Source organism: Pseudomonas sp. LBUM1672 (assembly GCF_059695655.1).
In genome coordinates this window covers 3,085,635-3,097,834 of the sequence record NZ_CP166781.1, presented here as the reverse complement: position 1 = coordinate 3,097,834, position 12,200 = coordinate 3,085,635, and the positions used below count along the sequence as shown (strand labels likewise).

The window sequence follows — 12,200 nt, the reverse complement described above, 5'->3', positions numbered from 1 at the left end:
GGGCTTTTTTTTGCTCACTCCGAATGCAACGCGTATCCCTGTGGGAGCGGGCTTGCCCGCGATTGCGGTGGGTCAGCCACCATCAATATTGAATGTTCGACCGTCATCGCGGGCAAGCCCGCTCCCACAGGGTTAGGGTTGATCTTGAGATTTGTGGTTTTCCAGGATGGTGACGGTGGCCGTGGTCCCGGCCCGCAAGCGGTTCCTGGCGGCATAGTCGGCATCTATCTGAATCCGCACCGGCACCCGTTGCGCCAGTTTGACCCAGGTGTAACTGGGGTTGATGTTGGCCAGCAGGCGGTTACCGGGCAGGTTTTCCCGATCGGCAATCGCAAAAGCAATGCTCTGCACGATGCCACCGAAGGTTTCGCCGCTCATCAATTCAGTCCTGACCCGGTCGCCCTCACCGATTCGCGGCAGTTTGGTTTCTTCGAAGTAGCCGCTGACATAAAACGAATCGCTGTCGACCAATGCCAGCAACGCGCCCCCCGCCGTGGCGTAGTCGCCCTGCCGGGTCAGCAGGTTGGGAACTGGTGTAGCGCAACAAGGTGCCGCCGGCGGTACAGAGCGCCAGCCACAAGGCCAGCGTAAGAATGAAAGGCATCGGCGCCTGGGGAAAGATTGCCATGATCAACACCGCGACTACCGCACCCAGCGTGGTACCGATGACCTGGCCGAAACTGCGGGCCAGGGCCATGCCACCCAATGGCTGGCTGACGATGACCACTGCCATGATCGACCACTTGGGCTGGTCAAGGTCGAACAGGAAAGCCAGGTACAACGTCAGCAGCCCGGCCGTGATGGTTCTCAAGGCGAACAACAGCACCCCTTGCCCGGGGTTGAGCATTGCCTTGAAGTACTGAAGCAGCGGTTGCATGGGAACACTCGTGGAGGCATCTCCAGCAAGCGTAGTCACTGCTTCAGGGCTTAGAGGGGTTTCAATGTCGACGCGACCTGTAGGCCAAATCGTCGACATTGAACCGAGTCAGGGTTTGACTCACACGCCTACCTGACCGAAGCTGACAGCTTTGCAAAAGCCGCCAGCCCCCGGATTCCTGCATGCCCCAGTTCCGCCGTTACTTGCTCATCAGCCTCTGTGTCCTTTTCGCCATCGCCCTTGCCTGGTTTTTCCTGCGCAGTACGACACCCGTGGTGCCGGAAGCCATCAAGCGCGGCTACAGCGAAGCGTTGACCCAGGCGCGCGCCGGGCAACCGGGGGCCGCACGAGTTTTGTACCAGCAACTGGGTCGCCCTGACCTGTCGGCCAAACGCCGTGTCTGGTTGCATGCCGAACTGCCTAATTACCCGAGCCCGCACGCACTGAAACTGGCAGACGCAGACCTGCAAAACCCTTCGGCCGACGTGCGCATTGCAGCGATCAAAAGCATCAGCGGACTGGTGCCCAGTGGGCAACGCAGCCTGCTGATCGGACCGTTGCTCGATGACAGCGAACAAAGCGTGCGGTTTGCCGCGATCAACGCACTGCTGGGCCTGTCGCCAGATGACCTGGGCTTGTATTTCGGACCGCTGCAACAAGCCATCGATGCCTGGGAACAGGTCCTGAAGAGTCAACCCGCCAGCGCCGAAACCCAATACCAACTAGCCCGCCTGCACCTGCACAATGCCGAACTGAAAGAGGCTCAGCAGGCGCTGGAACGCACGGTGCAACTGGACCCGGGCAATCTGCCGGCGCTGGTGATGCAGATTGATGTCCTGGACAGACAGGGCCAAAGCGACGCAGCGCGGCAGTTGCTGGCGAAACAGTTGAAGGCGCAGCCCGACTCGGCCTACTTGCAACATGCCTTGGGCCTCTGGTTGCTGCATCACGGGCAAAGCGAGTTCGCCCTGCTCGGTCTGTCCAAAGCGGTCGAGATCGAACCGAACAACAAGGACTATCGCTACGATCTGGCAACTACACTGCACGGTGAGCAAGAGCTGGAAGCGGCACAAAAACAGCTGCAGGAAATCGTCCAGCGCCACCCGGCCGATCGCAAGGCCCGGCTGCTGTTGATCAATTACTGGAAAGAAAGCGGACAACTGCAGAACGTGCAAATCCTTTTGGCGCAGCTGGAACAGCTCAACCCAGACGACCCGGCGTTGCAACAAGGCTTGTAAAGCACCCTCCGCTACGCCAACAAAAAGGTTGAACCGTCGCCACGGCAAAAGGTCAAGTGATCAGGCAGTCCATTCAGGCACTTCAGGCCTGCTGCCTCGCTTCCCCTAGTCATGAGAGGGTTTTTTTTGTCTACATCTAACGAGTTGTTCAGTGCAAAAGCCGCCACCGGCATCGAAGGTCTGGATGACATCCTGGCCGGTGGATTGTCCCGCGGCCATGTGTTTTTGCTGGAGGGTGAACCCGGTACCGGCAAAACCACCGTCGCATTGCATTTTCTGTTGGCCGGCGCCCGTGCCGGCGAGCGCTCGTTGTACATCACGCTTTCCGAAACCGAGCGCGAACTGCGCCAAGGGGCCTTGTCCCACGGTTGGGAGCTGGATGAAAACATCCACATCTTCGAACTGACCCCGCCGGAAAGTCTGCTCAATGCCGAGCATCAGCAAAGCCTCCTGTATTCCTCGGACCTTGAGCTGGGCGAAGCGACCAAGCAGATTTTCGAAGTGGTCGAACGGGTCAAGCCGACCCGGGTAGTCCTCGACAGCCTTTCCGAAATCCGTCTGCTGGCCCAGAGTTCCCTGCGTTATCGCCGGCAGATTCTGGCGATCAAGCACTACTTCGTGCGCTATGACGCCACGGTGCTGTTGCTCGATGACCTGACCACCGAATCCCTCGATAAAACCGTGCACAGTGTGGCGCACGGGGTGGTTCGCCTGGAAGAACTGACGCCCAACTATGGCGCCGAACGCCGGCGTATCCGCGTCGTGAAGTACCGCGGCCAGAAGTACCGTGGCGGTTATCACGACTTCACCATCATGGGCGACGGCGTTCATGTGTTCCCTCGGCTGGTCGCGGCAGAACACCGCGGCGGTTACGTCCGTCAGCAGCTGACCAGCAGCATCAAGGAAATGGACGCCCTGCTTGGCGGCGGCATCGAGACCGGTTCCAGCACGCTGATTCTCGGCCCGGCCGGCACCGGCAAGTCGCTGATCTCGATGATCTTCGCTGCAGCCGCCGTCGCCCGGGGTGAAAAAGCCGCGCTGTTTATCTTCGATGAAGAGTTGGGATTGCTGTTTGAGCGCATGAAAAACATGGGCATCGACCTGCAAGCGCTGCAAGACACCGGCAACCTTTTGATCGAGCAAGTCGACGCCGCGGAACTGTCCCCCGGCGAGTTCTCTCATCGGGTTCGTCGTTGTGTCGATGAGCGCAATATCAAAACCGTGGTCATCGACAGCATCAACGGCTATCAGGCCGCGATGCCCGAGGAAAACGCGCTGGTGTTGCACATGCACGAGTTGCTGCTGTACCTCAATCGCCGAGGCGCCGCGACGTTCATGACGGTCGCCCAACATGGGCTGGTCGGGGACATGCAGGCGCCGGTCGACATTACTTATCTGGCTGACACGGTGATTCTGTTGCGTTACTTCGAAGCCCTGGGCAAGGTTCGCCGGGCCATTTCAATCATCAAGAAACGCACCGGCAGCCACGAATCAACCATTCGCGAATACCGCATCGGTAGCACGGGCATGACCATCGGTGAACCTTTGGATGCGTTCCAGGGCGTATTGCGCGGCGTACCGACCTATATGGGCGCCAGCCAGCCACTCCTTCAGGATGATGTCCGGTGAATGCGGTCGAGGCGATGTCCGAGCGCGCGATCATTCTCGCGCCGCTGGGACGCGACAGCCAGATTGCGCTGATGATGCTCAACGAAGCAGGATTCGAAGGTATCGTCACCCGGGATCTGGTCACTCTGTGCCGCGAGCTGGCGCTGGGTGCCGGCCTGCTGGTGATTTCTTCGGAAGCCTTGCTGGGTTGCGATCTCGAACCGCTGCTGGGCTTGATCGAGGAACAACCGGCCTGGTCGGACCTGCCTATCGTACTGATGACCCACCACGGCGGCCCGGAACAGAACCCCGCGTCACGCCTTGGCCCGCAATTGGGTAACGTCACCTTCCTCGAGCGCCCGTTTCATCCGGTGACGTTGATCAGTCTGGTCACCACCGCGTTGCGTGGGCGACGACGACAGTATGAAGCCAGGGACCGGTTGACTGACTTGAGCCAAAGCGAATTGCGGCTGCAAAACACCCTGGAAACCCTCGAGCAACAAGTCGAGGAACGTACCGCCCAACTGCGCCACAACGAAGAAGCGTTAAGGCAGTCGCAGAAGATGGAAGCGGTCGGCCAACTCACCGGCGGCATCGCCCACGACTTCAACAACATGTTGACCGGCATCATCGGCAGCCTCGAGTTGCTGCGTCGACGCCTGGCCCGGGGCCGCACCGAGGACCTGGACAGCCTGATCGATCTGGGGGTGACTTCCGCCAATCGCGCGGCGGGCCTGACACATCGTCTGCTGGCGTTTTCCCGCCGCCAGTCGCTGGATTCCAAACCCGTGGAAATGAACACCCTGGTGGTGTCCATGGGCGAACTCTTGCAGCGCAGCATCAACGAAAGCATTCAACTGGACATGCAGTTGAGCGAGGACTTGTGGGTGGCCGCGGCCGACCCCAATCAGCTCGAAAGCGCCCTGCTCAACCTGGTGCTGAACGCGCGCGACGCCATGCCCGAAGGCGGAAAGCTGGTGGTCACTACTTCAAATCAACATCTGGACAAAAGCTTCACCCAAGCCCACAGCAACCTGCAACCGGGTGATTACGTTGTGCTACGCGTGACCGACACAGGCTGCGGCATGCCGGAAGGCATCATCAACAGGGCCTTTGATCCGTTCTTCACCACCAAGCCGATTGGCCAGGGCACCGGATTGGGCTTGTCGATGATTTACGGTTTCAGCAAGCAGTCCCATGGCCACGTGACCATCGAGAGTGAAGTGGGCAACGGCACGACAGTGAGCCTGTATCTACCGCGCTACAACGGAGATGTGGTCGAGGACACACGGGTGAATATCGCCCACGCGCCTCATGCCCAGGACGGTGAAACCGTACTGATCGTCGAAGACGATCCGGCAGTGCGCGTGCTGGTCAGTGCGGTATTGAGTGAGTTGGGCTACGCGTTCGTCGAAGCAGGCGATGCCGACAGCGCGGTGCCGATTCTCGACTCCGGCCAGCGCATCGATTTGTTGATCAGCGATGTGGGGTTGCCTGGAATGAATGGCCGGCAACTGGCGGAAATCGGTCGGCAGTACCGACCTGATCTGAAAGTGTTGTTCATCACCGGCTATGCCGAACACGCGGCGGTGCGCGGCGGCTTCCTTGACCCTGGCATGCAGATGATCACCAAGCCATTCACCTTCGACCTGTTGACGGCCAAGGTGCGGGAGATGATCCGCATCTGAAAGCCCCCATGACGGGGGCTGCGGGGTCGATTACGACAGCATGTCCTGCATCAGCTCTTGCAACTTATCCAGATCGAACGGCTTGTCGAGAATCGGCGCCTTGCGCGTGATCGGGCTGTCGGTCTCGCGGATTTCCTGGGAATAGCCGCTGATAAAAATCACTTTGAGTTCCGGTCGCAGCTTCACGGCAGGCTCGGCGATCTGCACGCCGGAGATCCCGCCAGGCAGGCGAAAGTCAGTGATCATCATGTCCAGGTGCGGCTTGCTCGCCAGTATTTCGAAGGCCTGCTCGCCGTTTTCGGCCTGCAGAACCCGGTAACCCTCACCCGACAAGTAAGCGGACAAAACCATCAAAATCGAGGGGTCATCCTCGACGATGAGTACTACATCTTGTGCATCTTCACTCATGGGAAGCCTTTGTTCGGTCAATAGCTGCTGATACGACCATAGGGTCGATCAGAGGTTGCGTTTATCCGGCTGATTTCCTACAGCGGCAGACAAACGCGAAATAAGGCGCCCTCGTTGATCTTGCTCTCGACGGCGATGGAGCCGCCATGGGCGGCGACGATCTGTTCGGAAATAAACAGCCCCAGTCCCAGCCCCGCGACCACGGTCTTGGCTGACACCCGTTCGAACTGCTGAAAAATACGCCTCTGGTTTTCTTCACTGATACCAATCCCGCGATCCTGCACTTCGACCCGTGCCTGACCTTCGTGACAGTAGACCCTCACATCGATCCGGCTCTTGCCACCATAACGCAAGGCGTTGGTCAGCAGATTTGAAATCACTTGCTCGATGCGAAATTCGTCCCAGTTGCCGACCACTGGCTGTTCGGCGGTAAACGTCACGGAGCACTCTGCGGCGTCGACCTGTGGCGCGAAGTTTTGCAACAGGTTGCTGACCAATTGTACGAGGTCGAATTTTGTCGTGCGGATCGACAGCTTGCCGGTGCGGATGCGTGACACATCCAGCATGTCCTCAATCAGACGGATCAGGCTTTTGATCTGCCGCTCGTCACGGTCGACCATGGCGTGCATCTTGTCGAGGGTGAACGCTGACGCGTTGTTCCTGGCCAAATGCATCTTGCGCAACTGGGTTTCCAGGATCAGGCCATTGAGCGGCGTACGGACTTCGTGGGCGACGATCGACATGAAGTCATCGCGCATGCGCACCGCTTGTTCCAGCTCGTTCTGGGTGGTCTGCAATTGCTTGAGCAGCGCTTCCTGTTCGCGGCGAGCCTGCTCCAGTTCTTCGACCTGTTGCTTCATCGCCTTGCTCTGGCGATACAGATCGACGAACACATTGACCTTGCTCTTGACCGCGTGAATATCCAGCGGCTTGTGCAAGAAATCCACGGCACCGCTTTCGTAGCCCTTGAACGCGTAGTTCAACTCGCGGCCGGCGGCACTGACAAACACGATCGGGATGTTCTTGGTTTTTTCCGTGCCGCGCATTAACTCGGCCAGTTCAAAGCCGTTCATGCCCGGCATCTGCACGTCGAGGATGGCCATGGCGAATTCGTGTTGCAGCAGCAGCGACAAGGCTTCGTCGGCGGACAAGGCTTTGTAGACCACGCGGTCTTCACGCTTGATCAGCGCCTCAAGCGCCAGCAGGTTCTCCGGCAGATCGTCGACAATCAGCAGTTTGGCTTGGATGTTACTCAGCATGCTATTCGTTCCAGCTCGACAAGCAGACGGCCGATGCCGCGTATAGGGAGAATGTGGTCCGGTTGATGCAGTTCCAGCGCAGCCCGAGGCATGGTCGCGACCTGGGCTTCGTCCGGGTCCTGCACGATGGTCAGGCCACCGCGGTGTTTGACCTGAGCCAACCCGCGGGCACCGTCGCGGTTCGCGCCGGTCAGCAACACGGCTGCCAGGCTTGAACCGTAGGCATCGGCAGCGGACTCGAACAGAAAATCAATGGAAGGACGCGAATAGTGCACGCGCTCTTCCAGGCTCAAGGAAAAGCTGCGGTCCTGTTCCACCGACAAGTGATAACCCGGCGTAGCGAAATACACTGTTCCGGCTTCCACGACGGTTTTGTCGCTGGCTTCCACAACAGGCATCGCCACCCGGCGGGCAAAGACTTCGGCCAGTTGGCTGCGACGCTCATCGGGCAAGTGCAGAACCACAATGATCGGCAGCAGGAAACCTTCACGCAACGGGCTGAGGATGTTGAGCAACGCCTCCACCCCACCGGCCGAAGCGCCGATCACAATAGCTTCTATAGAAGGCAAATCCGCTGCACTGTTCATGATTTACGGTAGATCCGTTCCTGTTTGACCAAGGGCACAAACTGGTTGCCGAAGGCCGAAAAATCCGGGGTTTCCTTACTGCCCAGTACCAGGAATCCACGATGACAAAGGGATTCATGGAACAAACCGAATGCTCGGTCCTGCAGCTTTTTATTAAAGTAGATCAAAACATTACGACACGAAATTAATTGGGTTTCTGAAAAGACGCTGTCGGTTGCCAGACTGTGATCGGCGAAGGTCACGTTCTCACATAACGTCTTGTCGAAAATCGCATAGCCATACGCCGCCGTGTAGTACTCGGCGAACGAACGCTGGCCACCTGCCTGCTGGTAGTTGTGAGTGTAGGCGCGGACGTTCTCCATGGAGAAAATCCCCTGCTTGGCTTTTTCCAGCGAGCGCGGATTGATGTCGGTAGCGTAGATGATGGTGCGGTCGAGCAAACCTTCTTCGCGCAACAGAATTGCCATCGAGTAGACCTCTTCGCCTGTGCTGCAGCCAGCAATCCAGATCTTGATCGACGGATAGGTCTTGAGCAGCGGTACCACTTCGTTGCGGATAGCCAGGAAGTGCGAAGGATCGCGAAACATCTCGCTGACCGGAATCGTCAGCAATTGGAGCAACTGCATGAACGCGGTGGGATCGTGCAGCACCTTTTCTTGCAGTGCCGAAATGGTATTGCACTCAAATTGCACCAACGCGTGATTGACCCGGCGCTTGATCGAAGCGCCGGAGTAATCGCGAAAATCGTAGCTGTACTTGAGGTAGATCGCCTCGATCAACAACCGCAATTCGATTTCGCTGCTTCGCTCCACTGAATCAATACGTTCCACTAAATGCGTTCCATCTTCGGCAACCACACGCGAATCAGCGAGAACAGGCGATCCAGGTCGATAGGCTTGGCCAGGTAATCGTTGGAGCCGGCCTGCAGGCAGCGCTCCTGATCATCCTTCATGGCCTTGGCCGTCACTGCGATGATCGGCAGCTTGCGCCAGCGCGGGTCCTTGCGGATCTCGATGGTGGCTTCGAAACCATCCATCTCCGGCATCATCACGTCCATCAACACCAGATCGATGTCCTCGACTTCATTCAGTCTTTCAATCGCTTCACGACCGTTCCGGCCGATGACCACGACCGCACCCTTTTGCTCCAACGCGCTGGTCAGGGCGAAGATGTTACGCACATCGTCGTCCACCAGCAGCACCTTGCGGCCCTCGAAGACCTTGTCGCGGCTGCGCGCGGTCTTGAGCATCCTTTGGCGATCATGGGACAACCTGGATTCGACTTTGTGCAGAAAGAGTGTGACCTCATCCAGCAAACGCTCGGGTGAGCGCGCGCCCTTGATGATGATCGAGCGCGAATACTTGCGCAGTTCGGCCTCTTCGTCCCGGGTCAGGTTGCGTCCGGTATAGACAATGACCGGCGGGAACGAGCAGATATCTTCGGTGGACATACGCTTGAGCAGTTCGTTGCCGAGCATGTCCGGCAGCTTAAGATCGATGACCATGCAATCGAAGATGGTCGTACGCAGCAGATCGAGGGCTTCCTGGGCCAGGCCGACGGCGGTGATCTCGATGTCGTCGTCGCCGATCAGACGCGCAATGCTGTCGCGCTGCAAATCGTCGTCTTCCACCAACAGCACCCGCTTGACCTTCTGGGTCAGCTTGGCTTCGAGGCGGGCGAACACGTCCTTGAGCTCTTCGCGTGTGGTCGGCTTGACCGCATAACCGATGGCGCCCATGTGCATGGCGGCCTCGACCCGATCTTCCACCGAAATCACGTGCACCGGGATATGGCGGGTTTCGGCATGCTCTTTCAGGCGCTGCAACACAGTCAGCCCGGAATGATCCGGCAGGCGCATGTCCAGCAGAATGGCGTCAGGAATGAACTCCTTGGCCAGGTCGTAGCCTTCATCGGCGCCGTGGGCAACCAGGCAGTGATAACCCAGTTCGTGGGCCAGATCGTAGAGGATGTGGGCAAAATTCGGCTCGTCTTCCACCACCAGGATGCAACGGGTGGTGAACGGCGCCTTGCTGCGGTCATCGTCGAAACGCGGGATGTCGACTTCGGCAATCAGCGGCACCAGCGCAGGCGTTGCTGCTCTCGGTGCCATGGCGACTGGCGTGGCCTGCATCGGCGCGACCGGCACTTCGTTCGGCTCAACGTATTGCTGAGGCAGTACCAAAGTGAAGACACTGCCCTGCCCCGGTTCGCTGGTGACGCTGATCGAACCGCCCAGCAACGCGGCCAGGTCCCGGGAAATCGACAGCCCCAGGCCCGTGCCGCCATACCGGCGATTGGTAGTGCCGTCGGCTTGGCGGAAGGCTTCGAAAATACTTTCCTGCTGGTCGGAGGCGATACCGATCCCGGAGTCGCGGACGATAAAGGCGATGCCGTCGTTTGGCTGGGACGCCACCGTCAGGCTGACGGTGCCTTTTTCGGTAAATTTCACTGCGTTCGACAACAGGTTCTTGATGACTTGTTCCAGACGCTGACGGTCGGTGAACAGCATCATCGGCGAACCGGGTTGCAAGTCGACTTCGAACTTCAACTTCTTGTCTGTGGCCATCGGCTCGAACATCCCGCGCAGACCTTCCACCAGTCGCGCAACGCTGGTGTTCTCCGGGCGCATTTCCAACTTGCCGGCCTCGACCTTGGAAATATCGAGAATGTCGTTGATCAGGTTGAGCAAGTCATTACCGGCGGAATAGATCGACTCGGCGAACTTCACCTGCTCGGTACTGAGGTTTTCCTGAGGGTTTTCTGCCAGCAACTTGGCCAGGATCAACGAACTGTTCAACGGCGTGCGCAGTTCGTGGGACATGTTGGCGAGGAATTCGGACTTGTACTTGCTCGAGCGCTGCAACTCTTCGGCGCGCTCTTCAAGCTGGGCCTGGGCTTGATTGAGTTCGGTGTTTTTCAGGTCCATCGCATCACGCTGATCGGCCAGGATCTGCGCCTGATCGGCGAGTTGCTCGTTGGTCTGTTCCAGTTCGACTTGCTGAGTTTCCAGGTGAGCCTGGGATTCCTTGAGGATCCTCGACTGCTCTTCGAGTTCTTCGTTGGCGGTCTTGAGTTCTTCCTGCTGGACTTGCAGTTCTTCGTTGAGCTGCTGGGTTTCGGCAAGGACTTCCTGCAAACGTTGACGATAGCGAGCGGCCTCGATCGACGTGCCGATGTTACCGGCAATCAGTTCAAGCAACTCGACGTCGCGATCATCCAAGGGGCGCAGGAAGCCCAGTTCGATCACGCCGTTGACCCGTTCATCGTCACTGGTCGGCACCACGAGCACACTATGCGGCAGGCCTTCGCCAAGACCGGAACAGACTTTGAAGTAGTCGCCGGGCACGTTATCCAGACGGATCAAGCGAGCCTGTCGCGCCACCTGGCCGACAATCCCCTCATCGCTGTAGATTTGCTGGTCACGTTCTTCCTGCTCGCGAGAAAAACCGTAAGACGCCACTCGCGTCAGGCCGCCATGTTCTTCACGCACATAAATGGCCGCGACGGCAGAGCCCAGATATTGGGCGCAGAACTGCAGGATATTGCGCCCCAACACATTAAGAGACAGTTGACCCAATACCTGCTCGGCCAGTTCGGTCTGGCCATTGCGCAGCCACGCTTGCTGTTCCAGGCGCCAGGCGCTGGCCTGTTGCGCTGCGAGGTTGGCGCTGTAGCTTTGGGAAAGATTGAGCAAGTCACGGCGACCGATGTAGGCCAGCAACCCGCTGATACCAAGAATGAACAACAGGTAAAGGGAAATGCTCCAGATTGTGGTACGACGCACTTCTTCGTTGCGCGTGGTACGCAACTGCTGCTCCATGTCGATCACGTCTTCGAATTGCTTGCGGATCTCGTCAGTCAGCCGTTTGCCATGGCCCGCTTTGATCGCGCTACGGTAATCGCCGCTAGAACGCTGCAACTCGATCATCGTCTGCGCGTAGGTGGCCCAGTCCTTTTGCAAGGCCTGTAGCCGGCGCAGACGATCGGTCTGCACCGGGTTGTCGGCCGTGAGATCGAGCAAGGTATTGAGCGCGACCGCGATCCTCGGCTTTGCCGTTTCGTAAGGGTCGAGGAAGTGTTCGTCGCCACTGAGCAGAAAACCACGCATTCCGGTTTCCAGATCAACGGTCAGCTTCACCGCTTCATTGGCGTTATTGATCACCCGATCGGTGTGTTCGACCCACTGGATCACCGATAGCAAGTAAGTGATCAGCGAGACAAAGAACACCGCGCTGAGCACACCGACACCCAGCGGCAGGCTGATGTTGCGGCTCAGGAGTTTACGGAATCGTTGCTCATCAACCGAAGACGCAGGGGTCATGGGAAGGCCTTGTCGAACTGTTGAAAAGCAGGGAGTTTGCCCCAGAAGTGGCACCTTGATCCAACACTCTGATGTCTTTGCGTGCGAATTGCCGCATTTTGCTGCTCCGGAGCAAAGGGAGCGGTTATCCTTGCCGGTTCTTGTGCAGCTATTCTTTTTTGCACCGCGTTGGGAACTTGTCGGGATCCGCCACTTACTCATGCAAGAGACCGGC

General features: G+C 58.3%; 8 protein-coding genes and 2 pseudogenes. 3 read left to right on the top strand and 7 right to left on the bottom strand.

Annotated elements, in window-relative coordinates; genetic code table 11:
* Positions 1-132: 132 nt before the first annotated feature.
* Both ACA053_RS14145 and ACA053_RS14140 read right to left on the bottom strand, forming a co-directional pair.
* Positions 133-531, bottom strand: a pseudogene (locus tag ACA053_RS14145) (HlyD family secretion protein); the annotation flags it as partial.
* Positions 527-877, bottom strand: a pseudogene (locus tag ACA053_RS14140) (FUSC family protein); the annotation flags it as partial. The pseudogenes ACA053_RS14145 and ACA053_RS14140, both read right to left, overlap by 5 nt.
* A gap of 182 nt (positions 878-1,059) precedes the next feature.
* Between ACA053_RS14140 and ACA053_RS14135 the strand changes: the two are divergent.
* The 3 genes from ACA053_RS14135 to ACA053_RS14125 all read left to right on the top strand — a co-directional run bounded on the left by ACA053_RS14135 (position 1,060) and on the right by ACA053_RS14125 (position 5,411).
* Positions 1,060-2,115: a tetratricopeptide repeat protein gene (locus ACA053_RS14135; RefSeq protein ID WP_497317979.1), complete on the top strand. Its 1,056-nt coding sequence runs from the start codon at positions 1,060-1,062 to the stop codon at positions 2,113-2,115.
* 126 nt (positions 2,116-2,241) lie between these two features.
* A complete protein-coding gene (locus ACA053_RS14130; protein WP_109631044.1) occupies positions 2,242-3,744 on the top strand; it encodes an ATPase domain-containing protein in 1,503 nt (500 codons plus the stop codon).
* 14 nt (positions 3,745-3,758) lie between these two features.
* On the top strand, positions 3,759-5,411 hold the full coding sequence (locus tag ACA053_RS14125) for an ATP-binding protein (protein WP_497396161.1): 1,653 nt from the start codon (positions 3,759-3,761) through the stop codon (positions 5,409-5,411).
* Positions 5,412-5,441: 30 nt separating this feature from the next.
* On the opposite strand, the gene ACA053_RS14120 is transcribed toward ACA053_RS14125, so the two are convergent.
* The 5 genes from ACA053_RS14120 to ACA053_RS14100 all read right to left on the bottom strand — a co-directional run bounded on the left by ACA053_RS14120 (position 5,442) and on the right by ACA053_RS14100 (position 11,986).
* Positions 5,442-5,819: a response regulator gene (locus ACA053_RS14120; RefSeq protein ID WP_109631038.1), complete on the bottom strand. Its 378-nt coding sequence runs from the start codon at positions 5,817-5,819 to the stop codon at positions 5,442-5,444.
* A 77-nt stretch (positions 5,820-5,896) separates the two neighbouring features.
* Positions 5,897-7,078, bottom strand: a complete 1,182-nt coding sequence (locus ACA053_RS14115) for a hybrid sensor histidine kinase/response regulator (protein WP_109631035.1) — start codon at positions 7,076-7,078, stop codon at positions 5,897-5,899.
* Positions 7,072-7,665, bottom strand: a complete 594-nt coding sequence (locus tag ACA053_RS14110; RefSeq protein WP_497317976.1) for a chemotaxis protein CheB — start codon at positions 7,663-7,665, stop codon at positions 7,072-7,074. The genes ACA053_RS14115 and ACA053_RS14110 overlap by 7 nt, the downstream gene beginning before the upstream one ends.
* Positions 7,662-8,495, bottom strand: a complete 834-nt coding sequence (locus ACA053_RS14105) for a CheR family methyltransferase (protein WP_109631028.1) — start codon at positions 8,493-8,495, stop codon at positions 7,662-7,664. The genes ACA053_RS14110 and ACA053_RS14105 overlap by 4 nt, the downstream gene beginning before the upstream one ends.
* Positions 8,495-11,986 (bottom strand): response regulator, encoded by a 3,492-nt coding sequence (locus tag ACA053_RS14100; RefSeq protein ID WP_497317974.1) that lies wholly within the window; start codon positions 11,984-11,986, stop codon positions 8,495-8,497. Before ACA053_RS14100 ends, ACA053_RS14105 begins: the two co-directional genes overlap by 1 nt.
* Between the last annotated feature and the right edge of the window lie 214 nt (positions 11,987-12,200).